At 63.9% G+C, this 26,362-nt stretch carries 27 protein-coding genes; 11 read left to right on the forward strand and 16 right to left on the reverse strand.

The annotated features are described in order from the left end of the window. Positions 1 to 47: 47 nt before the first annotated feature. Positions 48 to 455: a thiol-disulfide oxidoreductase DCC family protein gene (locus K359_RS0121785; protein ID WP_029081219.1), complete on the forward strand. Its 408-nt coding sequence runs from the start codon at positions 48 to 50 to the stop codon at positions 453 to 455. Between the two features lie 7 nt (positions 456 to 462). On the opposite strand, the gene K359_RS0121790 is transcribed toward K359_RS0121785, so the two are convergent. The 9 genes from K359_RS0121790 to K359_RS0121830 all read right to left on the reverse strand — a co-directional run bounded on the left by K359_RS0121790 (position 463) and on the right by K359_RS0121830 (position 8,743). After that, entirely contained in the window at positions 463 to 1,296 is an 834-nt protein-coding gene (locus K359_RS0121790; protein ID WP_029081220.1) for a DUF3883 domain-containing protein, read from the reverse strand. A gap of 16 nt (positions 1,297 to 1,312) precedes the next feature. After that, a complete protein-coding gene (locus K359_RS0121795) occupies positions 1,313 to 1,528 on the reverse strand; it encodes a hypothetical protein (protein WP_029081221.1) in 216 nt (71 codons plus the stop codon). Between the two features lie 69 nt (positions 1,529 to 1,597). After that, a complete protein-coding gene (locus K359_RS0121800; protein WP_029081222.1) occupies positions 1,598 to 2,851 on the reverse strand; it encodes an NAD(P)/FAD-dependent oxidoreductase in 1,254 nt (417 codons plus the stop codon). Positions 2,852 to 3,013: 162 nt separating this feature from the next. Then, positions 3,014 to 4,840 (reverse strand): translational GTPase TypA, encoded by a 1,827-nt coding sequence (typA, locus tag K359_RS0121805; protein WP_029081223.1) that lies wholly within the window; start codon positions 4,838 to 4,840, stop codon positions 3,014 to 3,016. Between the two features lie 292 nt (positions 4,841 to 5,132). Then, positions 5,133 to 5,369, reverse strand: a complete 237-nt coding sequence (locus tag K359_RS0121810; RefSeq protein WP_029081224.1) for a hypothetical protein — start codon at positions 5,367 to 5,369, stop codon at positions 5,133 to 5,135. Between the two features lie 9 nt (positions 5,370 to 5,378). Continuing rightward, entirely contained in the window at positions 5,379 to 5,648 is a 270-nt protein-coding gene (locus tag K359_RS0121815; RefSeq protein WP_051346278.1) for a hypothetical protein, read from the reverse strand. Further along, positions 5,645 to 7,090, reverse strand: a complete 1,446-nt coding sequence (locus tag K359_RS0121820) for a radical SAM protein (RefSeq protein ID WP_029081226.1) — start codon at positions 7,088 to 7,090, stop codon at positions 5,645 to 5,647. The genes K359_RS0121815 and K359_RS0121820 overlap by 4 nt, the downstream gene beginning before the upstream one ends. Continuing rightward, positions 7,071 to 7,790, reverse strand: a complete 720-nt coding sequence (locus K359_RS0121825) for a prolipoprotein diacylglyceryl transferase (protein ID WP_029081227.1) — start codon at positions 7,788 to 7,790, stop codon at positions 7,071 to 7,073. The genes K359_RS0121820 and K359_RS0121825 overlap by 20 nt, the downstream gene beginning before the upstream one ends. A 188-nt stretch (positions 7,791 to 7,978) precedes the next feature. Next, positions 7,979 to 8,743, reverse strand: a complete 765-nt coding sequence (locus K359_RS0121830) for a Crp/Fnr family transcriptional regulator (RefSeq protein ID WP_029081228.1) — start codon at positions 8,741 to 8,743, stop codon at positions 7,979 to 7,981. 266 nt (positions 8,744 to 9,009) lie between these two features. Between K359_RS0121830 and K359_RS0121835 the strand changes: the two genes are divergently transcribed. Beyond that, on the forward strand, positions 9,010 to 9,387 hold the full coding sequence (locus K359_RS0121835; RefSeq protein ID WP_029081229.1) for a response regulator: 378 nt from the start codon (positions 9,010 to 9,012) through the stop codon (positions 9,385 to 9,387). A 5-nt stretch (positions 9,388 to 9,392) separates the two neighbouring features. Here K359_RS0121835 and K359_RS0121840 read toward each other — a convergent pair whose 3' ends face one another. Then, entirely contained in the window at positions 9,393 to 10,109 is a 717-nt protein-coding gene (locus K359_RS0121840; RefSeq protein ID WP_156928612.1) for a hypothetical protein, read from the reverse strand. Positions 10,110 to 10,303: 194 nt separating this feature from the next. On the opposite strand from K359_RS0121840, the gene K359_RS0121845 reads away from it, so the two are divergent. Continuing rightward, on the forward strand, positions 10,304 to 11,458 hold the full coding sequence (locus K359_RS0121845) for a hypothetical protein (RefSeq protein WP_029081231.1): 1,155 nt from the start codon (positions 10,304 to 10,306) through the stop codon (positions 11,456 to 11,458). A 59-nt stretch (positions 11,459 to 11,517) separates the two neighbouring features. Here K359_RS0121845 and K359_RS0121850 read toward each other — a convergent pair whose 3' ends face one another. The 3 genes from K359_RS0121850 to K359_RS0121860 form a co-directional block, all read right to left on the reverse strand. Continuing rightward, positions 11,518 to 12,492 carry an N-acetylmuramoyl-L-alanine amidase gene (locus K359_RS0121850; protein WP_245284682.1) on the reverse strand — a complete coding sequence of 325 codons (975 nt, stop codon included), beginning with the start codon at positions 12,490 to 12,492 and terminating at the stop codon, positions 11,518 to 11,520. Between the two features lie 151 nt (positions 12,493 to 12,643). Further along, the gene (locus K359_RS0121855; RefSeq protein ID WP_029081233.1) at positions 12,644 to 14,206 is read right to left on the reverse strand and encodes an alkaline phosphatase; all 1,563 of its coding nucleotides are present in this window, start codon (positions 14,204 to 14,206) and stop codon (positions 12,644 to 12,646) included. Positions 14,207 to 14,504: 298 nt separating this feature from the next. Then, the gene (locus K359_RS0121860) at positions 14,505 to 15,911 is read right to left on the reverse strand and encodes a TAXI family TRAP transporter solute-binding subunit (RefSeq protein WP_245284683.1); all 1,407 of its coding nucleotides are present in this window, start codon (positions 15,909 to 15,911) and stop codon (positions 14,505 to 14,507) included. Between the two features lie 206 nt (positions 15,912 to 16,117). Between K359_RS0121860 and K359_RS0121865 the strand changes: the two genes are divergently transcribed. Next, positions 16,118 to 16,423 (forward strand): 4a-hydroxytetrahydrobiopterin dehydratase, encoded by a 306-nt coding sequence (locus tag K359_RS0121865; RefSeq protein WP_029081235.1) that lies wholly within the window; start codon positions 16,118 to 16,120, stop codon positions 16,421 to 16,423. A gap of 91 nt (positions 16,424 to 16,514) precedes the next feature. Further along, complete coding sequence (locus tag K359_RS0121870; RefSeq protein ID WP_029081236.1) at positions 16,515 to 16,904, forward strand: YkvA family protein; 390 nt, start codon at positions 16,515 to 16,517, stop codon at positions 16,902 to 16,904. Between the two features lie 251 nt (positions 16,905 to 17,155). On the opposite strand, the gene K359_RS0121875 is transcribed toward K359_RS0121870, so the two are convergent. The 3 genes from K359_RS0121875 to K359_RS0121885 form a co-directional block, all read right to left on the reverse strand. Beyond that, positions 17,156 to 18,328 (reverse strand): TAXI family TRAP transporter solute-binding subunit, encoded by a 1,173-nt coding sequence (locus tag K359_RS0121875; protein ID WP_029081237.1) that lies wholly within the window; start codon positions 18,326 to 18,328, stop codon positions 17,156 to 17,158. A gap of 35 nt (positions 18,329 to 18,363) precedes the next feature. Continuing rightward, positions 18,364 to 19,182: a hypothetical protein gene (locus K359_RS52660; RefSeq protein WP_051346280.1), complete on the reverse strand. Its 819-nt coding sequence runs from the start codon at positions 19,180 to 19,182 to the stop codon at positions 18,364 to 18,366. Between the two features lie 411 nt (positions 19,183 to 19,593). After that, complete coding sequence (locus K359_RS0121885; RefSeq protein WP_029081238.1) at positions 19,594 to 20,574, reverse strand: NADPH:quinone oxidoreductase family protein; 981 nt, start codon at positions 20,572 to 20,574, stop codon at positions 19,594 to 19,596. Between the two features lie 89 nt (positions 20,575 to 20,663). Here K359_RS0121885 and K359_RS0121890 point away from each other — a divergent pair, with 89 nt between their 5' ends. From K359_RS0121890 to argG, 6 genes are all read left to right on the forward strand, one after another. Continuing rightward, positions 20,664 to 21,503: an SDR family oxidoreductase gene (locus tag K359_RS0121890; RefSeq protein WP_029081239.1), complete on the forward strand. Its 840-nt coding sequence runs from the start codon at positions 20,664 to 20,666 to the stop codon at positions 21,501 to 21,503. Positions 21,504 to 21,687: 184 nt separating this feature from the next. Further along, a complete protein-coding gene (locus tag K359_RS0121895) occupies positions 21,688 to 22,284 on the forward strand; it encodes an invasion associated locus B family protein (protein WP_051346294.1) in 597 nt (198 codons plus the stop codon). Positions 22,285 to 22,358: 74 nt separating this feature from the next. Further along, positions 22,359 to 23,573 carry a 23S rRNA (adenine(2503)-C(2))-methyltransferase RlmN gene (gene rlmN, locus K359_RS0121900; protein WP_035976884.1) on the forward strand — a complete coding sequence of 405 codons (1,215 nt, stop codon included), beginning with the start codon at positions 22,359 to 22,361 and terminating at the stop codon, positions 23,571 to 23,573. Positions 23,574 to 23,577: 4 nt separating this feature from the next. Further along, positions 23,578 to 24,063, forward strand: a complete 486-nt coding sequence (locus tag K359_RS0121905) for a hypothetical protein (RefSeq protein ID WP_029081242.1) — start codon at positions 23,578 to 23,580, stop codon at positions 24,061 to 24,063. A gap of 39 nt (positions 24,064 to 24,102) precedes the next feature. After that, positions 24,103 to 24,885, forward strand: coding sequence for a phosphatase PAP2 family protein (locus K359_RS0121910; protein ID WP_029081243.1), 783 nt, complete (start codon positions 24,103 to 24,105; stop codon positions 24,883 to 24,885). Between the two features lie 79 nt (positions 24,886 to 24,964). Continuing rightward, positions 24,965 to 26,302, forward strand: coding sequence for an argininosuccinate synthase (gene argG / locus K359_RS0121915; protein ID WP_029081244.1), 1,338 nt, complete (start codon positions 24,965 to 24,967; stop codon positions 26,300 to 26,302). Positions 26,303 to 26,362: the final 60 nt, after the last annotated feature.

Below are 26,362 nucleotides of genomic sequence, written 5' to 3' on the forward strand. Positions count from 1 at the left end.
AAGCGGGAACCGGTTCGCGTGAAGAAAACGCGTCGAAGGAAATCAAGATGAGCACCTGGCCGGACGACGACGTGATCCTCTATGACGGCGTCTGCATCTTCTGCTCGCGCTGGGTCCGCTTCGTCATCGCGCGCGATCCAGCGCGCCGCTTCCGCTTCACGCCGATCCAGTCGGACTACGGCACGCGGTTCGCAAAGACCTTCGGCATCGACCCCGACGACCCCGACACCAACGCCGTGGTCCACGGCGGCATCGCCTGGATGAAGTCGGACGCCGCGCTGACGGTGCTGAGCCATCTCCCCGGCTGGGGCTGGACCCGCGCACTGCTCGCAGTCCCAAAGCCACTGCGCGACGCGGTCTACAGCCTCATCGCCCGCAACCGCTACAAGATTTTCGGGAAGTACGAGACGTGTTTCGTGCCCGACGCGGACATGCGGGCGAGGGTGCTGGAGTAAGTAAATGCTAGGAGAATGATGCTTCGTAGCTGAGAGGCGATAAGTGGATGAAGTTCTTCAGTGGTGGGACCAACTCGAACATTCTTGGAGATGCTGAGAAGTCAAAGACTCTGCAGAGGCGAAAAGCATCCGGTCGTTCCTCTGCCAAGGAAAGCTCATTCCTAGTGATGTAGAACGGCGTTACGTTCGCGCCGACGGTGGTCTTAACTTCAAGGAGACGTTCGTTGCCGCGTTCATCAAAGGAAAGTATGTCGTAACCCGCTCCGTCGCCGAGCTCCTCAGAAATCCATCGAACTTTCTTGGCAAGGTCGGGTCGGTCGAGTTGCTTTAGCCTTTGATGTTCGTACTGAAATACCAACTCTTCTCCGTCCCTGCCGAGCTTGCGATTGCGGAAATCTCGCTCAACTGGATTAAACTTGCGAATCAATCGTTGAATGTCTGCTTTGCTCGGCTTAGCGGGCAGAAGAGGCGGCGGTGTTCCAACGAACAGTCCCTGCCGCTCAGCCAATCCTTCAACAGTCTTTTCCGGGTGCAGCGCGGTGGGGTGCGCCGAAAGATACCGATCGATAGCCGGGATAATAGCCATCTGATAGTTGGCCGCCGGCATGTACCCGGCGATCCTCGGAAGCCCAAGCTTGACCAACACCGCTGAGATGTTTTGATGTTTGAACTCGATCGAACCCTCGGATCGATCGATGTGCCGTCGGAGAAGACGATTATGCTCCGCCTTACTGTACGATCTCCCGGTAGCGTCGCCGTGGAGCATCAAGAAATAGTCGGCGACGATCAGATCAAGCTCTTCATCGGTCCAGTTTCGTCGTTCTTTGGGCTCCTGTGCCATCGCGGCTTACATTGCCCTAGCGGTCCGTGGTTCGAATGGTGGGCGGTCGCCGATCGAGATCGTACTTGTTGCCGAACCATTGAACAAACTCGGTTGGCGTTTGTTTCGATTTCCAGTGACGCTCCAAGTACTCCTCATCGAGGCCAGCGTCTTCGACTGCAATACAGTAGATATCAACTAGACCTTGATCCACGGCTGCGCGCCAACCGAGATATCCCTCATTCGTCGCCATCGTTCCTCTCGGACCAGCATTTGCCTAAGAATGGCCGGTGCGGGTCTACTGCGCAAGTCGGCTCCGACTTTAACCTTGCGCTTTGGTTGGGGTGTTAAGCACTTCCTTCGCCGCCCGCTCACCTGAGTCCCGCGCGCCATGGGCGGTCGAGAAGAAGTGCGGCGAGGTGGCTTCGCCGGCGAAGAACAGCCGGCCGTCGACCGGCGCGGCCAGCACGGCGCGTTTGTCGGCGTGGCCGGGCAGCGCGTGCGAGTAGGAGCCGCGGGCGAACGGGTCGTTCGCCCAGCGCGATTCGCTGAGCGGCTTCAGCTTGCGGCGGAAATCGTTGCCGAGGAAGGAGACGATCTCGTCGATGCTGTGGGCGGCGATGGCGCCGTCGCCGGCATCTTCCAGCTGTCGCGCAAAACGTCCGCCGAAGAAGCCCTCGATGCAGGGCTGGCCGAACGGGCGGATGTGATAGGTGCCCATCTCGGTGCGCATGGTGGCGCCGCGCAGATTGCCTTCCTTCGGCAGCGCCTCGGGCTCGGCGAGCGCCAGCGTCACCTTGTCGGCGAGGCCGAGCGGTAAAGCGCGCGCGGCGTCGCACTTGTCGGGCAGCGCAGGCGAAAAGCGGATTGTCTCATCGGCAATCAGATTGGTCGGCACGGTGACGATCACCTTGTCTGCTTCCAAGATGCCGCGCGAGGTCTCGATACGGATGCGCTTGCCTGTGTGATCAATCAGCCGGACCTCGCAGTTCAACGCGACCGGCGCCTGGACGCCATAGGCCGCGACCAGCGCGCCATAGCCGCGCCTGACACGCCAATTGACGTTGCTGTCCTGATAGGCGTCGAAGTCGAGGATCGAGAGCTGGTCGAGCTCGCAGCCGTTCACATAGGTCGAGATCGCATCGATCATCGGGTTCCAGCGATTGCCGGGCTCGAGATAGCGATCGGCGGAGCCGTCCTTGCCGCCCTGTGCGGCCTGCTCGATGCGGTCGTAGAATTCGTCGAGCGCAAGCATGAACGCGTCGCGCTCGGCCTGCGGGAACGCCTTGCCATAGGCGCGCTCGCGCCACGGCGGCAGGTCCTTGTTGAGCTCGAAGTCGAGCTGCCGGGCGATGCCGACAAAGCTGTTCTGGTCGGCCGAATGCAGCCAGCCGCAGCCGACGTCGAACACCACGTCAGGCGCGGCCTGGATGGTATGGGCGCGGCCGCCGAGCCGGTCGCGGGCTTCCAGAACGATGGTGGAGAGGCCGGAATCCTTCAGCGCATGCGCGGCGCCGAGGCCGGCCGCGCCGGCGCCGATGATGGCGACATCGATCGTGGAGGGAAGCGAACTCATGTTCCGGCTCTAGCACGTCCGCCGCCGGGCCTGAAGCCGCCACATGCATGACTGTCATCACCCGCGAATGCGGGTGATCCAGTATTCCAGGGACGGTTGTGATCGAGCCGATAGGCCGCGGCGTACTGGGTGCCCCGGTCAAGCCGGGGCACGACAGAAAGCTTATGCCACCGCTTCCTTGGCCTTTTCGGCGCGCTTGCGCTCGTTCGGGTCGAGATGCTTCTTGCGCAGCCGGATCGACTTCGGCGTCACCTCGACGAGCTCGTCGTCCTCGATATAGGCGAGCGCCTTTTCCAAGGTCATCCGGATCGGCGGCGTCAGGCGCACCGCTTCGTCCTTCGAGGTGGTGCGGATGTTGGTGAGCTGCTTGCCCTTCAGCACGTTGATCTCGAGGTCATTGTCACGGGTGTGCTCGCCGACGATCATGCCCTTGTAGACCTTCCAGCCCGGCTCGATCATCATCGGGCCGCGGTCTTCCAGCTTGAACATCGCATAGGCCACCGCTTCGCCCTGGTCGTTGGAGATCAGGACGCCGTTGCGGCGGCCCTGGATCTCGCCCTTGTAGGCGGCGTAGCCGTGGAAGATGCGGTTCATGATCGCGGTGCCGCGGGTGTCGGTGAGCAGTTCGCCCTGATAGCCGATCAGGCCGCGGGTCGGCGCGTAGAACACCAGCCGCAGGCGGTTGCCGCCGGACGGGCGCATCTCGATCATCTCGGCCTTGCGCTCGCTCATCTTCTGCACGACGACGCCGGAATGCTCCTCGTCGACGTCGATCACGACCTCCTCGATCGGCTCCTGCCAGGCGCCGGTAGCTTCGTCCTTCTGCAGCACGACGCGCGGGCGCGACACCGAGAGCTCAAAACCCTCGCGGCGCATGGTCTCGATCAGGATCGCGAGCTGCAATTCGCCGCGGCCGGAGACTTCCATCGAGTCCTTGTCGGAAGCCTCGACAACGCGCAGCGCGACATTGCCCTCGGCCTCGCGCAGCAGGCGGTCGCGGATCATGCGCGAGGTCACCTTGTCGCCTTCGGTCCCGGCGAGCGGCGAGTTGTTGACGATGAACGACATCGACACCGTTGGCGGATCGATCGGCTGCGCCGGCAGCGGCGTCTCGACCGTGGGATCGCAGAACGTGTCGGCGACGGTGCCCTTGGTGAGGCCCGCGATCGCGACAATGTCGCCGGCGTCGGCCTCTTCGAGCGGGGTGCGTTCGATGCCGCGGAAGGCGAGGATCTTGGTGATACGCCCCTGCTCAATGGTCTTGCCGTCGGCGCCAAGCACCTTCACGGCCTGGTTCGGTTTGATGGAGCCCGATGTGATGCGGCCGGTGATGATGCGGCCAAGATAAGGGTTGGCTTCGAGGATGGTGCCGATCATGCGGAACGGGCCCTCTTCGACCTTCGGCGGCGCGACGTGGCGCACGATCAGGTCGAACAGCGGCTGCATGCCAGCGTCATGCGAAGCTTCCGGGCTGTCGCCCATCCAGCCCTGCTTGGCCGACCCGTACAGAATCGGGAAGTCGAGCTGTTCCTCGGTGGCGTCGAGCGCCGCGAACAGGTCGAACACCTCGTTGATGACTTCGGTCGGGCGCGCGTCGGGACGGTCGACCTTGTTGATCACGACGATCGGCTTCAGGCCGACCTTGAGCGCCTTGGACACCACGAACTTGGTCTGCGGCAGCGGACCCTCGGCGGCGTCGACCAGCACCAGCGCGCCGTCGACCATGTTGAGGATGCGCTCGACCTCGCCGCCGAAATCGGCGTGGCCGGGCGTATCGACGATGTTGATGCGGGTATCCTTCCACTGCACCGAGGCCGCCTTGGCCAGGATGGTGATGCCGCGCTCGCGCTCCAGATCGTTGGAGTCCATGGCGCGCTCGGTGACCTTCTGGTTCTCGCGATAGGTCCCGGATTGCTGCAGCAGGCGGTCGACGAGGGTGGTCTTGCCGTGGTCGACGTGGGCGATGATAGCGACGTTGCGAAGGTTCATGGCTCTTCTTCTGGTCGTGCAATGGTCAGATGCGCGATCTCGCCGGACCAATTTGGCCGGCCGCTCGCTCACGTGGCCCAATCCGGGCCCGGATCACGCTCATACCCAAGAAATTTGACGGGGACGCATCACCCCAAAAAGGAAGCCCGGTCTCAGGACCGGGCACCTTGCGCGTTGCGGCGCAATATAGTCAGAAATCGCCAAAAAACAACGGTTTATTGGCGGTTTGGGCGGCTGATTTTCGCTCGAAAGGCCGGTTTTGAGGGGCTTTTGCGCCCCCGATCCGCCCCTGTCAGCGCGCAACCGCGAGTACGATCAGCCCGAGCCCGCCCAGCGCGATCAGCATCACGAACATGGTGATGGGGTCGCCGCCGGATCCGGGGCCCCCCTTGGCGTTGATGATGACGCACAGCACGCCGGGGAGCAGCAGGATCACCCCTACGACCAGCAGGAAGGCGGTGACGCAGCCGTTGCGCTGCCGCGGTTCGGGCGGTCGGTTCGGTGAGGTCTCGTCGAAATTGTTGGTCAACGTCGACCTCTAGCTCCCCTTGATCGCGGCGCGGATCAGCATCACGCCGGCAAAGCCGACCGCGAGCCCGAGCAGGATCAGGAACAGGGCGGAGGGATCGGGCCTCGACTCGGTCATGGCGCCGAACCCGAACAGGAGCGCGCAGGCCCCGGGCAGCAGCAGCGCCACGCCAAACAGCGCCATGAATGCGGTCGCGCAGCCGCCGCGCTGCGGAGGGAGCCGTGGAGGCGGCGAGGGTGGAGATCCATCCGGATTGATGGGCCGGCTCTCGTCGCTCATCTCGGCACCTCCTCGCCTTGGCGTGCGTCTCGATAAGTCTGGCCGGCCATCGCGGCGCGGATGCCGTCGATCTTTCCGTCGCGGTAGAACAGATTGTAGGTGTCGAACGGGATGATCGCGCCGCTCTCGGTGACGAAGTGGATGCAGCTGCGCTTGACGTTGCCGACGCAGAAATTGAAGCGATCGAGAAACTGCACGATGGTGACGCGGAAGACGTTCTCGTAGGTCAGGCCCTCCGGCACCTCGAAGCTCGGCAGGCAGCACAGCAATTCGCAGACGCGCTCGCTTGTATTCAGCGGCCCCGACGACAGCGAGAACAGGTCGACGAATTTTTCCCGCAGCACCGGATATTTTTCCGGGCTGATCGTGTTGGGCATGACAGCGACGAGCTGCTCCTGCGGGATCAGCGAGGTCAGCGGCAACACCTTGTCACCATTGCGCAGGCCGTAGCCGATCGAAATGCTCTCGGGATTGCACGGCAGCGGGATCATGTCCTTGTCGCCGAATACTCCCGTTTCGATCACATGCTTGCGGATCTCCGACAGCATGATGCGGTCGGTGTCCTTGTTGAAATGCTCGTTGCGGCCGGCGTCCTGCACCGGCTGCAGCGTGACGCCGCGCACGCACTTCCAGGTGAGCGCGTGGCGAACGATGTCGCCGATCTCGGCATCGTTGACGCCGCGCTTGATGGTTGCGACCAGCGTGGTCGAGACGCCCTCGCGCTCGAGGTTCTCCAGCGCCTGCTGGCGAATCTTGCGCAAATCCGCGCCGCGCAGATTGACTAGCGCCTCGCGCTTCAGCGAATCGAACTGCAGATAGACCTCGAGCCCGCGTCTGTTCTCGGCGAGTTTGGCGACGAAGTCCGGCTCGCGCGCGATTCTGAGGCCGTTGGTGTTGATCATGACGTGGCGGATCGGACGGGCTCGCACTGCATCCAGGATGGCGAAGAAATCCGGATGCAGCGTCGGCTCGCCGCCGGAGATCTGCACCAGGTCAGGCTCGCCCTCGCTCGCCACCAGCGCGTCCAGCATCTTCTCGATCTTGGCCAGCGGCGTGAAGCTGGTGCGGGCCGGCGAGGAATCCGCAAAGCACACCGGGCAGGTCAGGTTGCAGTGCTCGGTGATCTCGATCAGCGCCAGGCAGGAATGCTGCTCGTGGTCCGGGCACAGCCCGCAATCATAGGGGCAGCCGAATTCGGTGTGGCGCTGGAAGGCGAGCGGCCGGTCGCCGGGCTTGATGAAGTCCTTGCACAGCCGCCAATAGGCAGAATCGGTCGAGACCAGCGTCGACTGCACGCCGTGCTGCTTGCAGCGCTTCTCGTACCAGACCTCGCTGCCGAGGATCTGGATCTTGGTCGGCACCAGGGTCAGGCAGGTTTCGCAAAGCGATTGGGTCTGGCCCCAGAAGATGTAGGGGCGAGACTTACGCAGCGGCGCGTTCATGCTTCAAGCTCACATTTGGGGCCGTCGCCAGCATGATTGCGGCATAGACCATGACAAACAGCGACAGCAGGTGGAACAGCGAGAACGGCCCGATCAGCGCGCCGTAGGGCTTGATGAATTCCCATACGAAGCGCTGCAGCCCGTAATAGAACAGCACGAGGTAGAATCCATTGGTGATAACAGCGGTGTTGCGGTTCAACACCATCACGACGTAGAAGGCCGCGAACGCCGCCATCGCCAGGCTCTCATAGAGCTGCACCGGATGGCGCAGCACGCCGTCGCCGAAATCGTGGCCCCAGGGCAGAGTTGTCGGCGTGCCATAGGTGAAATCCTCCAGCCCCGCGAAGTAGCAGCCGAGCCGGCCGACCGCGACGCCGACCGCGAGCGGCAGCGCGAACCGCGCCCCGGTGCGCAGCGAGATCCCGTGCAGCCATTTATAGAGCTCGATCGCGACGATGCCGCCGGCCAGCGCGCCCTCGACCGAGCGGGCGATGCCCGGCATGCCCGAGAACCACAGGTTCAGCGTGCCGAAGATGTAGGCGCCGATCCCGGCGCCGAACACCAGCGCGGCGATATAGGGCAGCTCGAAGGATTGCCGGGGGAATTGCAGCCCGCGCCGGCGCGACAGCCACCACATGGCGATCGCGGCCGCGCCCCATGCTGCGACGTCGAACACGGCGTGAAGTTCTGCCCCACTCATGAGGCGAGTGTAGCGTGATTTTCGCGGTACGCGATAGTCGGATGCATTCCCTTGTCGCCGACGGCAACTTTCGTTGGTGTTTGCGCTGACTTTTCCGCATCGTCATGGCCGGGACAAGCCCGGCCGTGACGAGCTACAAGGCAGGTGATCGGCTACGCGGCCTGAAGCGAACGCTCACAGGAGGCGTCTTAGTTCGCCGGGTTGTCCTCGCTCGGATAGACCCCGCGCAGCACTTCCTCGAAATGATCCTTGACCGCCTCGTTGCACAGGCAGGAGCGCAGCCGCAGCTTGTCGGGGTCGCGGATCACGATCGCACCGCGGCGGGTGTCCAGCACGCCTTCCGCCTTGAAGTTCTGGATCACCCGGCTGGTGTAGCTGCGGCCGACGCCGAGCAAGGTCGAGAGCTGTTCATGCGTCAGCGGCACCACGCCGTTGCCATTGGTGCGCTCGATCGCCGAGATGATCCATTTCGCGGCGCGCTGCTCGATCGAGTGGATCGCATTGCAAGCGGTCGACTGGAAGATCTGCGCCAGCATGCAGTCGGCATAGCGCGCGAAGATGTTGCGCACCGAGATTGACTTCAGCTTGGCGGCGTCGAGTTTGCTGATCGGCAGCCGCACAAACGGCCCGCTGAACTTGACGGTGATGCGGGTATAGGCCGGCAGGAAGCCCTGGCTGACGATGCCGCCGACCGCGCCCTCGCGGCCGACCAGGATGGTCTCGACATCGCGCCCGTCCTCATTGGGCACCATGTAGGACGCCAGGCTCGGTCCGCATGGGAAATGCGCGATCTGAACGTCGTCGCCGGGATTGTAGAGCAGATCGCCGGCCGCCGCTTCGACCAGCGCAAGGTGCGGCGCGATCAGCTCGTAGTCCGCGGCGTTCAGCCGGCGCAAAAGATTGTTGAACGGCCGGTCACTCGTCCCGGCCAACTCGGTCCGTTTGGCAATCATTGGAAAATCCTGGAAACCCAACGCAGACCATACTGAAAAAGTTCCCGGACATATGTTCACTAGTGAACAGACGCGGCCGCGCGCGATGTGATGGGTTTCGTCCCGGGAACAGCCGGCGTGCTTTCAGGCGCCGGTCGCGGGCCATCCGGCCGGGCTGATCCGGTCTCTCATCCATCTTCAGAGCGTTTTCGAGCGAAGTGGATATCGGTTCGCGTGAAGAAAACGCGTCAAAACAACAAGCTCTAGCAAACGGAAACTGGCGCGCCATGGACTTCGCACCCAATGCCGGCATGCCCGGCGATGTCCTCGTGGTCGAGGACGATCCGATCATCTCGCTGTACTTCGAGGACGCCATCCTCGGCTTCGGCGCCCGCACGGTGCGCACCGCGGCGAACGTCGCCCGCGCGCTCGAACTGATCGCCGAGCGGGCGCCGGATTTCGCGCTGCTCGACGTCGGCCTCGTCAGGGGCGAGAAGACGTTCGCGATCGCCGAGCGGCTCGCTGTGCTGAAGGTGCCGTTCGCCTTCGTCACGGGTTACGGTGCGGATATCAGGCTGCCGGCCTCGCTCGCCGACAAGCCCCGGCTGAGCAAGCCATGCTCGAGCGAGACGCTGGAGGCGGCGCTGAGGCGTAGCGGGAGGTGAGGAGCTTAGCGCCGCGAGCCGATGCAGAGCTCCGCAAGGTCGGCCTCCATCCCCTTGAGGAAGGACAGCGGCGCGCCCGGCGGCACCTTGTCCTTCGCGATCGAGGCCGATCGCACTGCTGAGGCCTGCTCGGACAAATCCCGGAAGCGCGCCAGCGCCTTCGATTTGTTGCGCTTTGAAAACGCCTCCAGCGCATCTTCGGTGGCCTCGGTCGGATTCTTGCGCAGCAATTCATCGTTGCCGGTCGCCAGCGGCGAGACCGCCGTGAGCTTGATCCGGCTCACCAGGGCATAGCGGTCGAACTGCTCGAACACCGTGTCGAGGATTTTCGCCTGCTGCATCGGCGTTGCGAGCGCGAGGTATTTCTTGACGTCCGCATTCTGCTGCAGCCGGTCGAGCTCGGCGGCCGCCGGAAATTTCTCGGCATAGACGTTCTGGTCGATCAGCGCATCGTTGCCGTCGATCAGCCGCACACCCCATTTGATCACGACGTCGCGGCCGCGCGCTTCGAGCTGGCCGGCTTCGATGCCCTTGCTCGCCAGACAGGCGGGATCGGCATTGTCGCGCAGCGATTTACCGAACCCGGCGCTCAATGCCTTGCCATAGGCCGAATTGAAGGCGTCGCGGATCTTCGCCGCCTGCGCATCTTGTGCCGGCTGCGCCGGCGCCAGCGACGGCGCAAGCAGGAGAAGGGCGGCAATCAATGGCGTGGCGCGTCTCAAATCGGCTACTCATCAATCAGACCCGGTCCGGAAGCGGCTGGGCCTGATATGGTCGCCCGAACCGCTTGCGCGGTTCATTGTGGCCTGTCGCCGGATGACACCGGCTTCGGGCCGAGCGTGCTCGCAGCCGGCGCGTTCGTCGTCTACGATCCATTGTGTCGGATTCGGCAACGCACAGGCATCGGGGAGCTGTCATGGCGATCAGGTCATCTGCCGCTGCGCCCGCAACGGCGCTATCCCTCGGGCTGCTCCTCGCGCTGCCGGTTGCAACAGGGCCCGGTGCGGGCCTGCCGCTGGCCTCGGCCGTCATCGGTGGTCTGGTGTCTCCAGCCATCGCCGAGCCGGTCGCGCTCACAAGCGGACAATCGGCCGCGCGCGAAACCTACGACAATGCCGTGAAGAACTTCGTCTCGATCCTGCGCCAGCGACGTGCACAGATCGATTCCAGGCAGCCGCTGCCCAACCTGCCGGGCCAGGCCCTCTATCTTGCCCGTGTCGAGATGATGAGCGCATACAAGGACCTCACCGATGCGCTGCCGTCCCGGATCGGCAGACCCAACAGATTCGGCATCCCTCCGGCCTATTTTGACGCCGACAATGAGCCGCTGCTCGATGAGTACAGGGCGCTGTTTGACGTGATGGAGGCGCCGCCCGCGAGCGCACAAGGATCCGATACGCCGTTCAAGGACGTGGTCGATCTGGCGACGGCGATCGCGCGCGGCAGGGGGCTGGATGCCGCCAATGCGGCGACCGCCGGCCGTATCAGCCTCGGGCTTTTCTTCGCGGAGACGAACGGCAAGCAAAATGCCGGCAATGCGCGGTCTAACACCTACAAGGGAAGCCTGCAGACCGGTCCGTCCGAAGATCGCAACGGTCAAAGGAAGTGGGCAGCCATCAAGGGATCAATCGCAGTCCTCGATCCGGCACTGAGCCGTCGCGACGACAGGGAAGAAGCGCGAGCTGGCAACCTCGACCACAGGTTCAATCACTGGACCGCGGTGCGGGATGCGCTCATGAACGCACACGCAGACATCTTCCCACAGGTCCCGGCGATCGCAAAAGCTCTGCCCGATCCAATCGATCAAATGAAGCTCTTCGAGCTCATCCAGATCATTCCCACCCCGACCAGGGCCGCGCTGCAGTCAGGCAACCTCGTCGGCCACAGAATTTCCGACCCCAGGATCATGGGATATTTGCGAAACAACAGCATCTTCGCCTTCGGCCGGGCCGACAGGGCGAGAACGTCTGCGACCTTCCGCGAAATCCTCGATGCGATGTGGCTCTTCAACGCCAAGTTCGAACAGGCGCTTGCCAAGTCCAGGGGGATCGAGGCCGGCAAGCAGGGATGACATCGGCTGGCGCAGATCGGACCGCGTATTTGCCGAGAGCTCGGGGCGTCGCAGGGCGATCAGAGCGGACCGAGCAGGGCCCATCGCGGCTCGCAGAATTCCTTCACGGCAGAAGCGACGCCGCTGCTGATGAGGCTGCGGCGCTCGGGCGAGTCCATCTTGAGTTCTTCGTCGCGGTTGATGATCGAGCCCGCCTCCAGCAGGACTGATGGCATCGCGGTCTTTCGGAGCACGATCAGCTCATCATAGCTGTAGACGCCGGTTTCCTTGTTCAGCAGCGGGTGCTGGTAGCGACCCATGATGGCCTGGCTGTATTGCTCGGCATACTGAAGCCCCTGGGCCTTCATTTCCCCGGCGACCAGTTCGGCGAACCGGAGGCTCGTCTTGAACTCCGGATTGTCCCGGGAGACGAAAACCGAGTAACCGCTGAAGCGATCGCTGAAGTGGCCTTTCTTTCCCTCGAATTCCCAGTCCTCGAGCATTTTGTTGGGCACGGAGTCATGGTGGATCGACAGCAGGAGATCGGCGTGCAGATTGTTGGCGGCGGCGACCCGCTTGAAGAGGCTGGGTCTGGCCCTGCCTTCGGTCAGAAGCAGCCTGGTCTCAGTAAAGCCTTCGGCCTTCAACCTCTCCTCGATCAGCCGTGCAAGGCGCAGGTTGAAGGCGAACTCGGTGACATTCCGGGCACTGATCGCGCCTTCCGATTCTGCGGTATGTCCCACATCTAGAACGATCCGGAATGTCGAGGGATCGCATTTGGCTGCGGCCGGCTTGAGCGCGGACGGCGGCAGGGCGACCGGCCCAAGGGCGGCAAGCCGCGTGGCGCGGTGCTTCGGCTGAGCGCGGTGTCTTGCCAATTTGGCCGGCCGTGCCGACTTAGCGCGCTTTGGCGATTTGGCGTGCTTGGCTGAAGTCTTGAAAAGATCAGGCAGCCAGCCGGCGTCGCTGACTTCGATCGGCAGCAGCGCGAACACGGCAATCGCAACGACAGCCAGGCGGCGCGGCCGCAACCCCGCGACGATGCCGCCCAGCACGCGAATCAACTCGCGCCTCATGCTCCGCCCCCCTTCGGGCGCCCCCAGCATAATGGCTCTGATGTCGATACCGGAAGAGGCCGGTGACGTCCATCCCCGGCCAAATCGCGTCTGGGGAAGGGAGAGCGGTTCCGTCGCGGCTGCGACCCGATTACACCGGCTTCGGGTCGAGCGTGATCGCCCACAGCTCGGCGTCGACGCGGTCGCGCAGGCTCACGGTCATCTGCCCGCTTTTGCCGTCGATTTTGACGTGACCGAAGAACTGCATGCCGGCCGACGGCGGCAGGTTCTGGTTCGCTTCGCCCGGCGCCTTGATGAATTTCACTTCAGGGCCAAACGTGTTGTCGAGCTCGTTCGGACCGAACGTGCCGGCGTGCAGCGGGCCGGAGACGAATTCCCAGAACGGATCGAACTCCTGGAACTGCGCCTTGTTCGGATTGTAGTAGTGCGCGGCCGCGTAGTGCACGTCGGCGGTCAGCCAGACTGTGTTGACGATGCCGGCGGTCTTGATGAAGCGCAGGATGTCGGCGATCTCGAGCTCGCGGCCGCGCGCCGGGCCGTCGCCCTGCGCAAACGCTTCCGAGCCCTTCTTGTTGGCGGCATCGTCATAGACGATCAGCGACAGCGGCATGTCGGAGGCGATCACCTTCCAGGTGGCGCGCGAATTGAGCAGCGCGCGCTTCAGCCAGGCCATCTGGTCCGGACCGATGAAATAGGCATCGGGGCCGTATTGCTCCTGCAGGTTCGGACCGTTGGGGCCGCGATAGCTGCGCTCGTCGAGCATGAAGACGTCGAGATGCGGACCGTAGCTCAAGGTGCGATAGACCCGGCCCGGCTCGACGATGCTCTCGCGCATCGGATACATTTCGTGGAAGGCTTTCGCCGCGCGCGCGGCGAGCACGGTGATGTCGCGTTCCTTGTAAGACGCCGGCAGCTGCTTCGACAGCGACCAGTTGTTGGTCACCTCGTGGTCGTCCCACTGCACGAAGATCGGCACCTCGGCATTGAAGGCGCGGACATTGCTGTCGAGGAAGTTATATTTGTGCGCGGCCCGATACTCGTCGAGCGTCTCGGCGACCTTGGCCTTTTCGGGAATCGTGATGTTCTTCCAGACTTTGCCGTCGGGGAGCTTCACCTCGGACGGGATCACGCCGTCGGCGTAGATGGTGTCGCCGGAGTGCAGCAGGAAATCCGGATTGTGCTTCTTCATCGCGGCGAAGGTGATCATGCCGCCATCGTCGGGGTTGATGCCCCAGCCCTGGCCGGCGACGTCGCCGCCCCACACAAAGGAGACGTCGCGGCGGTCGCCCGGCGCGGTGCGGAAGCGGCCCACCACGGGCTCGCCCACGACGTCAATATGAGCGAGGTCGCGGAAGCGGACGCGATAGAAGATGTCCTGGCCGGAGGGCAGGTTCTCCAGCAGCATTTTTGCGGTGAAGTCGCTCTCCGGCAGCGCCGTGATCGGCGGCAGCGCACGGGCATCCTTGAACGACTCAGTGGTGGCGACCTCGACCATCATCTGCGCCGGCCGGTCCGCACGCGCCCACACCACGCCGCCGTCAACGCCGACATCGCCGGACTGCACGCCATGGGTGATCACAGGGCGATCCGCGGCGCGCGACAGATAAGGCATCGCGATCACACCGGCGCCGGCCGCAGCCGTCGTCGAGAGGAAGCGTCGGCGGGTGAGCTTTCGCGAAAACCGGATCGTCATGGGGAGCCTCCTCAGGTCACAGCGACAATGCGCCGCATGCGTGCCAAGACCTAGAAAAATTCCATGACGGAGAGATTACAGGGGCGGGCACATGTGAGGTGAGCACGCAAGCCGGCTCCCTCTCCCGCTTGCGGGGGAGGGTTGGGGGTGGGGGCTCTCTCCACGAATCATATCGCGCAGGGAGCCCCCACCCGCCGCGCTCCGGCGCGCAAGAGCGCTGCCGAGCGCGTCGGCCTCCCCCGCAAGCGGGAGAGGCGAAGGGAAACTCATGGAGAGATTGGTAGAGGTCGCGTAAGCCCTACGCCGTCCCCGCCGCCCTGAACTGGCTCGCGGTCCGCTGCAAATTCTGCGGCATGCTCAACAGCAGCGCCTTGCGGTCGGCGACGGCGTTGTGGAACTGCTCGAGCGCGATGTTGAACGCGGTCAGCGTGCCTTCCTCGATGGCGCCATGTTCGAAGCAGTCGAGGGTGTGGCGCAGGATGTCGTCGGCTTCCGCCTGCATCTGGTCGAGCTCTTCGGTGGAGTCGCTGTGCCGCGCGGTTTTCAGCATCTCCAGCAGACGCTCGCGCTGCGAGGTGTTGGTGTTGCGCTCGTCCTGCTTGAGGTAGCCGGCGAACCACGCGCCGGCCGAGCCCATCGCCGAGAACGCCATCAGGCTCCACCAGATGTAGTCGCTGTAGCGGTCGAGAAAGGTCTTCTCTTCGCCGTCGACGAAGGCGGCCGCGCCCGGATGCACCGGGATGGTGGCGTCCTTGTCGGTGTCGGGCGTCTCGATCTTGGCCGCGAGCGGGAAATCGTTCTTGAGCGACTGCCGGATCGCGAACAATTGCCGCGTGAATGCTGCGACCGTCGCGTCCGACACGCCCTTTCGCGCGACAATGTGGTGCGAGAAGCTGATCGTCTTCACTTCGTCATCGGGCCGGTCGGCCGAGCCGAGCGAGCCGGCGGGGATTTCGGCGGCCTCGTAGGCGGGATGGTTCTGGGCGATTGCCTCGGAGGCGTCGATCGGCAGGAAGGTCGGCTCGCCGCCGTCCTTGATCGACGCCGTGATCGCATCGATCGTGATCTTGCTGTTGGCCGGACCGACGGCGAGATAGGCGTCGGCCTTCAGGTTCTTGATAGCGTCCGCCGCCTCATTGGCCGGGAACTGGACGATCTCGACCTTCATCGGGTCGACGCCATACTGCTGCAGGATCAGCTTCAGCAGATTGACATTGGCCGGGGTGCGGCCGACGACGCCGATCTTGCGGCCGGCAAGTTGCGTGATCTTGGTGATCTTCGCGGCCTTGCGGCCCTTGCCCTTTGCCGCCGGCGGGGCCCACATCACCACGACATTCTTGCGCAGCACCGCGACCGCCTGCGCATTCTTCGGCACTTCGAGATCGCCGCGAATGATGGCGAGGTCGGCCTTGCCGTCGGCCAGCGTCTGCGCGCTGGCGGTGGCGCCGTCGGTCTGCACCGGTCTCAGCTTGACCTGGGTGTGCTGCTGGTTGTTGAAGGCCTGCGCCAGCGCCTGAACCACCTTGAGGTCATCGCTGTTGGCGGGGCCGACCGCGATCCGCAGCGTCACCGGGCGCACCGCGAAATAATAACCTGCGGTCAGCGCGCCGACGATGGCGAGCGCGCCCGCGATCAAGACGAACATCAGCCGCCGCTTTGCCGAACGCAGCGGCTTGGGCGATATGCTGGCGGGGCCGTCTGTCATCGATCTCGCAATCGTCGGGGCTCAATCTCGCAAACTACCAACGCGCATACATCCCAGATTTGTAGCAAATTCCTGAAGATACAGATGTTACATCTGCTTCATGGTTACCAGCGGCGATAGGACGCGATTTTGGCCTTATTTTCGGCTTGGATCCCACCCGGAGGGCGGTTGTTGGGTTAAGGTCGGCGTCAAACGGGAGGGTTGCCATGGTCGAACGGCTGTCAGCGGAAGCAAGGAAGGCCGCTCTTTGGGAACTGGCCGGCTGGTCGGAGCTGGCCGGGCGGGAGGCGATCGCAAAGACCTTCGTCTTCAAGGACTTCAACGAAGCCTTCGGCTTCATGGCCCGCGCCGCTTTGGTCGCCGAGAAGAACGACCATCACCCCGAATGGAAGAACGTCTACAAGACCGTCGAGGTCGTGCTGGCGACCCACGATGTCGGCGGGGTGACCAAGCGCGATATCGACCTCGCCAAGGCCATGAACACGATCGCACGGCAGCTTGGGGTCAATTGACCCAGCCGGCCGCAATCTTGCGCCGGTTGGCCGACATCCCCAGATTCGAAGCGTCTGCCGCCGAACTGTCGCGGCGCCGAGGAACCCCGCGATGACATCGAGCGAACACGATGTGGGATTTGGGCCTGCCGACCGGCTGGCGCAGGACCCGGAAAGCGTGCGCCGCCGCTTCTGGATCAAGTTCAAGAAGGTGGTGGCGAACCTGCCCTTCGCCGAGGACCTGCTGGCCGCCTATTACTGTGCCTTCGACCGGCAGACGCCGCGCCATGTGCAGGCGGCGCTGCTTGGCGCAATCGCCTATTTCATTCTGCCGTTCGATTTCGTGCCGGACATGCTGCCGATCCTCGGCTTCACCGATGACGCCGCGGTGCTCGCAACCGCGCTGCGCCTGGTGGCGAGCCACATCATGCCGGAGCATCGCGAAGCCGCGCGCGCCGCACTGAAGCGCGGGGTGCCGGAAGAGGGAGCGCCGCAGGCGTAGCCCGAAGCGCAGGATTTAACCTCCCCTTGAAAAGGGGAGGTCGCTTTGCTCGCCAGAGCAAAGCGGGTGGGGATCTGATCTCTCCGCTTGCAGCGTCATCTGCGGCTGACCCCCATCCCGTCATTCCCCCTTTCAGGAGGAAGGAGAAGACGGAGGCGTAGCCCGGATAGAGCGCAGCGCATCCGGGGTGAGACCGTCAGCTGACCCACGAGGCCCCGGGTTGGGCTGCGCTCCATCCGGGTCCGGGGAGTCTACCGTTTCTCGCCGGTGCGCAGTTGGGAACGCGTATTTTTTTCCGCGTCCCACGCCTGGAACTGCTTGAACAGCGCCTCCTTGTCGGCGTCGCTCTGCAGACGAGCGGCCGCCGGGCTCTGCTTCAGGAATTCATCGAAACGGCTGCGCGAGACGGCTTCGACGCCATGGCGGTCGAGCCATTGCTGGGCTACCGGCAGGCGTTGCCAACCCGGCAGCGGCGCCGACAACGAGACCTCCCGCCACTTCGGATGGAACGGCGGATTCTGGAATGTCGGAAATTTCGTGAAGAACGCATCCACGAAATTGGCCAGCTTGTGGTAGCGCTCGGTGTTCGGCGCCCAGTTGTAGGCCGCAAGCACGGCAGGAACGGCGATCGTGTCGACGCGATCCTCTCCCGAAATCAGGTTGGGATAGTCCTTGGCCGACAGGCTCGCGGGCAGATAGTCGCCCTGCAACGGCTTCTCGTAGTTGACCGTCACCAGGTGGAACCGATCGTCCTTGAAGCCGCTCACCGACTTGTAAGGCTTGCCGCCACACACGATCACGGCGTCAATTTCTCCGGCCTTCAATTTCTCCAGCGCGATGCGCTGCTCGACATAGACGACCTTCGGCTTCATTCCGAGCCGCTCGAACACGGTCAGCGCGGTCACGAAGGTGCCGCCATTGGGAAGGTCGACGCTGACGGTCTTGCCCTCAAGGTCCCTGAGATTGCGGATCGATTTCGACGCGATCACATGCATCTCTTCGTTATAGAGCTTGGTCACGTAGGTGAATTGTTTCTTGATATCTTTCGCAATGCCCTTCCGCTCCAGATATTCGAGCGTGTCAGACCGAACGATGCCGAGATCGACACCCTGCAGAAACAGGATGTCGGCGACGCTCTGCACCGAGCCGCGCCCGACGATCGGCAGAATGCGCAACTTGTTGCCATCGTCGAGCACGGAGGCGAGATCGGCGCCGAACTGAACATAGGTGCCGCCGATCGTGCCGGAGATCAGCGTGACCGTGTTGGCGTTGAGGCTCTGCTTGGTGCTTACCGAGCCGAACTGAAAGATCGCCTTCAGGCTGTCGCTGACCTTGGCCGGGTCGAATTCGGTCTGCTCGGCCCGTGCCGCCGGGCCGCAAATCATCATGCCTGTGAATAGTACCAATCCAAACAAGCGTCGCATGTGTCCCTCGAGAAAAGCTTGATTCTGAGATGAGCCTAGTTTTGCAATTGCGCGAGGCGTTGCTGTGCGGGCTGCGAGCCGAGTTCGGCAGCCTTGCGATACCAGAAGCGCGCTGCGTCCGGATCGGGCGTGATGCTCCGCTTGTCCAAGGTCCCCAGCACGTCGGGATCGTAGGTGCGCGCCAGCAACAGCGCCGCGTCGGCGTCCTGCGCATCCGCGGCCCGCTCGAGCAGCAGCCGCGCCGATACGATGTCGCCGATCGCAAGCAGGCTGTTGGCCCGCTTCAGGAGGCCTGCGATGTCATCCGGATCGAGGCGTCTTGCCGGTGGCGCCGCCGGTGGTGGTGGCTCGATCGGCGCAGCCGCGGGCGTTTCGCGCGCGACGACGTCGCTCTTGATCGCTTCCTGATAGGCGGCCGCGATCTGCGCGCGTGACGGCGGGCTTGCAGTGGCGGGCGACACCTCGGTGGCCGCGGCGCGAACCGCTTCCGCGATTTCCGCGCGGGCCTCGATCGGCGAGACGCCGACCAGCGCGGCCTTGGCGCTCACGACCGCGTCGCGCACGCTGCCGATGGACCACAGCCCGACCACCGCAGCCGCGACAAGTGCGACGGCCGAAATTGTCAGCAGGCCGGTGCGGAGGCGCGAACGTGGAATCGTGGTGCGCCCGTGCCAGTCCGCGTCGTCGATTGGGCTTGAAAGAAAAAGCGGGGCGGGTTCGTCCGCGCCGATGTCGATGGCTGCCCGATGTGGTCGCCGGTAGCGATAAGGTGCAAATTCAGGATCGTTGATATCAGCGTTGATCGCGTCGCGTGGCGGATCGCTGCCGTGAACGTGTGTTGGCTTCCCCACCATGATGATGCTTCCCCGATACTATGACGCAACAATCGGGCATCTCTGGTGTCTGGTTGTTGTTCTTGTTGGGGTCCCTGAGCGCCCGCTACGGACTCTTAATCGCCTTGCGATTGGGCCCAAAAAGCGACCTTGGTCGCTTCGAATCGGGAGAAATTTGGGTTTGATTGCGGCAGCGCGCGCCAATTCAGAGAAAACTCACAAGGTTTGCTCACGATTGCGCGCGCCGCGCTGAAGCGCGGGGTGCCTGCGCAGGAGTGATCTATCTCTTCTCCTTCCCCCTGAAAGGGGGAAGGTCGGGATGGGGGCCAGCTGCACGCGACGCTGCAAGCGGAGAGAGCAGATCCCCACCCGCTTTGCTCTGACGAGCAAAGCGACCTCCCCTTTTCAAGGGGAGATTAAGCAGCGCGCAGCTCAGCTTCCCGGATGCAGGATCACCTTGCCCATCGCCTTGCGGCCGGCGAGCACCTTCAGCGCTTCTGCGGTCTGTGACAGCGGGAAGGTGCGGTCGACATGCGAGGAGATCTTGCCTTCCGCGGTCCACTGCACGAGCTTTTCGAGGTTCTTCCGGTTCTTCTCCGGATTGAGCCGCGCCCAGGCACCCCAGAACACGCCGCGGATATCGCAGCCCTTCAACAGCGCAAGGTTGAGCGGGATCTTCGGAATGTCGCCGGCGGCAAAGCCGATCACCAGGAAGCGGCCTTCCCATGCGGTCGAGCGCAGCGCCGCCTCGGCATAGGCGCCGCCGACCGGATCGAACACGATGTCGGCGCCCTTGCCTCCGGTCAGCTTGCGCAGACCCTCTTTGAGATCTTCCTTGGCGTAGTTCAGCGTCAGCTCGGCGCCATGTTGTTTGGCGAATGCAAGCTTCTCGTCCGACGACGCGCAGGCAATGACCTTGAGACCCATCAGTTTGCCGAGCTCGCATGCGGCAAGTCCGGTGCCGCCGGCGGCGCCGAGCACCGCGAGCGTCTCGCCCGGCTTCGGGCTCGCGCGATCTTCCAGCGCATGCAGCGCAGTGCCGTAGATGATGATGATGCCGGCGGCGCGATCGTAATCGAGACTGTCGGGAATCTTCACGATCGAATTCGCCGGCAGCGCGATCTTGTCGCGCGCGCCGTTGTGGCCGCACGACGCGACGACGCGGTCGCCGACCTTGAGATCAGTGACACCAGCGCCGACGCTCTCGATCACGCCGGCAACTTCGGCGGCCGGCGAGAACGGGAACGGCGGCTTGATCTGGTACTTGCCCTGGATCATCAGGATGTCGAAGAAGTTCAGCGCCGCCGCCTTGATCGCGATCACGGCTTCGCCCGGACCGGCCACCGGATCGGGCACGTCTGCCAGCACGAGATCGTCGGGTTGACAGTATTGCGAGCAGAGGATGGCTTTCATGGACACACCTGAGTTTCGGACGCAAAAGACCTGAAAGCTTCATGCCGGATTTGCGGCGGAGCGACAATACAAAGCGGAGGGATCAAACTATGTTTGAAAAAGGCCTGCTAGCGAAAAAGCGCATCCTGATCACCGGCGGCGGCTCCGGCCTGGGCGCGGCGATGGGCCGCCGCTTTGCCGAACTCGGCGCCGAACTGATCATCTGCGGACGCCGGCAGGAACTCCTGGAGGAAACCGCAGCCAAATTCCGCAGTGAACTCGGTGCGAAGGTCTCCACCGCGCGCTGCGATATCCGCGACGGCGCGGCGGTCGAAGCCATGATGGATCAGCTGTGGCAGGACGCGCCGATCGACGTTCTCGTCAACAATGCTGCCGCAACCTTTATTGCGCAGAGCGAACATCTGTCATTCCGTGCGGCGGACGCGATCCTCGGTCCGACATTGCACGGCACGCTGTATTGCACGCTCGCCGCCGGCCGCCGCTGGATCGAAGGCAAGCACAAGGGCGTGGTGCTCTCGATCCTCTCGACTTCGACCATCACCGGCCGCGCCTTCACCGTGCCGTCCTCGATGGCCAAGACCGCGGTGCTGGCGATGACCAGGAGCCTTGCGGTGGAATGGGGGCCGAAGGGCATTCGCACCGTCGCGATCGCGCCCGGCGCGTTTCCGACGGCCGGCGCGACCGGACAATTGCGTCCGGAAGGGCGCGGCGAGAGCTGGGCGCATCGCAATCCGCTCGGCCGCGCCGGTGAGCATTCGGAGCTCGCCAATCTCGCGAGCTTCCTGATCTCCGACCAGGCCGGCTACATCAATGGCGAGATGGTGGTGCAGGACGGCGGCGCGCACCTGCGCAGTTCCGGTGCCGAGGACCTGCTGCAATGGACTGACGCGCAGTGGGAGAAGCAGCGCGCGGCGCGCGCCAAGGGCTGACGATCGACAACAAGCACCGAGCAAGCGCTAAGAAAAGGATGGACGCGCGATGCGGCTGCGGCTGACGCGCGCGTGCAGCCGTAACTGCCTTCCCAAAAAGGCGTTTCCCGGTTATCCATCCGAGCCGGCGGAGGGGAATCGCCGGGCCATCTTCCAGTCACAATGATGAGGGAACCAGTTGGCCGTGCGGCAAATACTGACATCATTGGTTGCCTGTAGCCTGGTGTGCGGGATCACCTCGCTTGCGCCGGCGCAGGCCGCGCCCAAAAAGGATACGGCCAAGGACGCAGCCAAGCCGGCGCCGTCGCCTGCCGCGGCTGCGGCCGGTGGCGCCGAGCCGACGTTGATCGGCCAGTTCGGCACCTGGGGCGCCTACACCGCGTCGCCCAACGGCAAGAAGGTGTGCTTTGCGCTCGCCAAGCCGTCATCGTCGAAGACCAACCCGCCGAACCGGCCGCGCGATCCGGCCTATGCCTTCATCTCGACTCGCCCGGCCGAGAAGGTCGTCAACGAAGTCTCGGTCATGATCGGCTACACGGTGAAGCCGGGCTCGGAATCGACGCTCCAGGTCGGCGGCGGCACTTACGCGATGTACACGCAGGGCGACGGCCTCTGGATCAAGAATGCGGCCGAGGAGGAGCGGATGGTGGAAGCCATGCGCAAATCGGCCGAGGTGACGGTAAAAGCCGTCTCGGCGAAGGGTACCGAGACGATCGATACCTTCGCACTGAAGGGCCTGGCGCAGGCGCTTGACCGGCTGGGACAGGACTGCCGGCGCTAAGACCGGCTCAGAAAGGCAAATTCGAGGTATTTGGTGGCTTTCCAGCACCGGCTGGAAGGCCTATTTGAGGTTTCATGACCGACATCCAGTCCACCAATGCTGTGCCCGGCGCCCATGCGCCGCTCGAAAAGGTTCCGCTCGAGACCTATGTGCCGCCGGCGAAGCCGTCGCTGATCGGGCTGTCGCGCGCCGAGATCGCCGATCGCCTGGGCGAGATCGGGGTTTCGCCGTCGCAGCGCAAGATGCGCACCCAGCAGCTCTGGAACTGGATGTATTTCCGCGGCGCCAAGAACTTTGCCGAGATGACCAACGTCTCGAAGGACATGCGCGCCGAGCTCGAGAAGCATTTTACCGTCGACCGTCCCGAGGTGGTCGCCGAGCAGATCTCCAACGACGGCACCCGCAAATGGCTGCTGCGGCTGCCGAGCGGCGACAAGCTCGAGCGGCCGCACGAGGTCGAGTGCGTCTACATTCCCGAGACCGATCGCGGCACGCTGTGCGTTTCCTCGCAGGTCGGTTGCACGCTGAACTGCTCGTTCTGCCACACCGGCACGCAGCGGCTGGTGCGCAACCTCACCGCCGGCGAGATCGTCGGCCAGGTGATGGTGGCGCGCGACCGGTTGAATGATTGGGCGGACCGGGAAGACGGCACGCGCCGCGTCACCAATATCGTGATGATGGGGATGGGCGAGCCGCTCTACAATTTCGACGCGGTGCGCGATGCGCTGTTGATCGTCGGCGACAATGAAGGCATCGGCATTTCCCGCCGCCGCATTACCCTGTCGACCTCGGGCGTGGTGCCGAACATCCAGCGCACCGGTGAGGAGATCGGCGTGATGCTCGCGATCTCCTTGCATGCGGTGCGCGACGAATTACGCAACGAGCTGGTGCCGCTGAACCGCAAATATCCGATCAAGGAGCTGCTGCAGGCCTGCCGCGACTATCCCGGCGCGTCCAATGCGCGGCGCATCACCTTCGAATATGTGATGCTCAAGGGCGTCAACGATTCGCTCGATGACGCCAAGCTGCTGGTCAAGCTGCTCAAGGGCATTCCGGCCAAGATCAACCTGATCCCGTTCAACCCGTGGCCGGGCACCGCCTACGAGTGCTCGGACTGGGAGCAGATCGAAAAATTCTCCGAATACATCTTCAACGCCGGCTACTCCTCGCCGGTGCGCACGCCGCGCGGCCGCGACATCCTCGCCGCCTGCGGCCAGCTCAAGTCGGAGACCGAAAAGCTCTCGGCCCGCGAGCGCCAGGCGCTGCGCGCGATGGCGATGACGGATTGATCAGATGGCCTTGATCGGCCGCCTGTTCGTCGTCGCCTTCGGTTTCCTGATGGCCTGCTTCGTCGCGGGCATCATCGTGGTCGTTGCGGTGCTGTATCCCGAGATCAGCGATTTCGGCGGCCAGATCGACCAGAGCGCTGTCAACATCGTGCTCGGCTTCGGCTTCATCTTCATCTCCGGCTTTGCATTGTTGCCCGCGCTGATCGTGGTGCTGCTGACCGAGGCCTTCTACATCAGGAGCGTGCTGGCCTACGCCGTCGGCGGCGCCATCGTCGGCGCGGCCTGCTATCTCGGCCTGGTTCCGTTCGACCCTGATATGATGCAATTCCAAGGCATCGTGCGTCGGCACATGGAGATCATGACCGGCGCCGGCATCGTCGCCGGCCTGGTCTACTGGCTGATCGCTGGCCGCAGCGCCGGCGCCTGGCGCGAGCCGCCGCGTCCCCTGCCGCCGCCCCCGCCATTGCCGTCGCAATCGCCGCAGCCGTGATGCTTCCCATGCCGCACAGCCTCGGCTAAACCGCGCGCCATGAACCGGACCGGACTTGTCATAGCGCTGGCGCTGGCGCTCATCATTGGCCTCGTGTTCGGGATCTATCCCGAGCTCGATCTGAAGCTGGCGGCACTGTTCTACGATGCCGCGCAAAACACCTTTCCGCTGAAGCTCGATGCGGTGGCGTCGTTCGCGCGCGATGCGGCGATGTGGATCGCCTGGGCGCTGGTGCTGCCGGCGATCGTGACCATCGTCTGGAAATTCATCCGCCCGGAGCGGCCGATGCTGATGTCGGGCCGCGCCGCGGTGTTCCTGCTCACCACGATGCTGCTCTCGGCCGGCGTGCTCACTAACCTGACCTTCAAGAATTATTGGGGCCGGCCGCGGCCGGTGTTCGTGACGCAGTTCGGCGGCGACCTGCCATTCATGCCGTGGTGGGACCCGCGCGGCGGCTGCCCGCGCAATTGCTCGTTCTTCTCCGGCGAGGGCGCCACCGCGTTCTGGACCTATGCGCCGGCGGCGCTGACGCCGCCCGCCTGGCGGCCGCTGGCCTTTGCCGGCGCCACCGTGTTCGGCATCGTCACCAGCGGCTTGCGAATGGCCTTTGGCGGGCACTTTTTCACCGACGTCGCGATCGCGGGCCTGGTGTCTTTTCTGGTGGTCTGGCTGTTCTATGCCCTGATCTACCGCTGGGCCTCGACCCGGCTGACCGACGAGGCGGTCGATGCGGCGCTGACCCGGCTTGCGATGCCGGGCTACCGGTGGATGCAGCACTGGCGCCGGGGTGGCAGGGTAGAGCCCAGCCAGCCCGAGGCCTGATTAAAGGCGTGCCCAGCCTGCTGAAATTTGATATTCGGCCTGCCAAACACCACCCATTTCCGACCGATTGGACCGTTCCATGAGCACGATTCTGAAAAGCCTGCCCACCGGCGAGAAAGTCGGCATCGCGTTCTCGGGCGGGCTCGACACGTCAGCGGCGCTGCTCTGGATGAAGCTGAAGGGCGCCAAGGTCTTTGCTTACACCGCCAATCTCGGCCAGCCCGACGAGGCCGACTACGACGCGATCCCGCGCAAGGCGATGGATTTCGGCGCCGAGAAGGCCCGCCTGGTCGATTGCCGCACCCAGCTGGTGCATGAGGGCATCGCCGCGATCCAGTCCGGCGCCTTCCACATCTCGACCGGCGGCATCACCTATTTCAACACCACCCCGCTCGGCCGCGCGGTCACCGGCACGATGCTGGTCGCCGCGATGCAGGAGGACGGCGTCAACATCTGGGGCGACGGCTCGACCTTCAAGGGCAACGACATCGAGCGCTTCTATCGCTACGGCCTGCTCACCAATCCGTCGTTGCGGATTTATAAGCCCTGGCTCGACCAGCAGTTCATCGACGAGCTCGGCGGCCGCGCTGAAATGTCGGCCTTCATGACCGCGCAGGGCTTCGCCTACAAGATGAGCGCGGAGAAGGCCTATTCGACCGACAGCAATCTGCTCGGCGCCACGCATGAAGCCAAGGATCTCGAAAGTCTTTCGAGCGGCATCACCATCGTCAATCCGATCATGGGCGTGCCGTTCTGGCGCGCCGACTGCGACGTCAAGCCTGAGAAGGTCGTGGTGCGCTTCGAGGAGGGCCAGCCGGTCGCGCTGAACGGCAAGACGTTTGCCGATCCGGTCGCGCTGTTCCTCGAGGCCAACGTGATCGGCGGCCGCCATGGCCTCGGCATGAGCGACCAGATCGAGAACCGGATCATCGAGGCCAAGAGCCGCGGCATCTACGAGGCGCCGGGCATGGCGCTGCTGCACATCGCCTATGAGCGGCTGGTCACCGGTATCCACAATGAGGATACGATCGAGCAGTACCGCATCAGCGGCATGCGGCTCGGCCGCTTGCTGTATCAGGGCCGCTGGTTCGATTCGCAGGCCTTGATGCTGCGCGAGACCGCGCAGCGCTGGGTGGCGCGCGCCGTCACCGGCGAGGTGACGCTCGAGCTGCGCCGCGGCAACGACTACTCGATCCTGAACACCGAGAGCCCGAACCTGACCTATGCGCCGGAGCGGCTCAGCATGGAGAAGGTCGAGGACGCCGCCTTCACGCCGGCCGACCGCATCGGCCAGCTGACGATGCGCAACCTCGACATCGCCGACACCCGCGCCAAGCTCGGCCTCTACAACAAGACCGGCCTGCTCTCGAGCGGCGAAGGCTCGCAGATTTTCCAGCTCGAGAACGACAAGGACTGACGTAACCAAAAACTCAGTGTCGTCCCGGGCTTGACCCGGGACCCATAACCACGACCGTCA

This window comes from Bradyrhizobium sp. th-b2 (assembly GCF_000426785.1).
Taxonomy (GTDB): Bacteria; Pseudomonadota; Alphaproteobacteria; order Rhizobiales; family Xanthobacteraceae; genus Bradyrhizobium; species Bradyrhizobium septentrionale.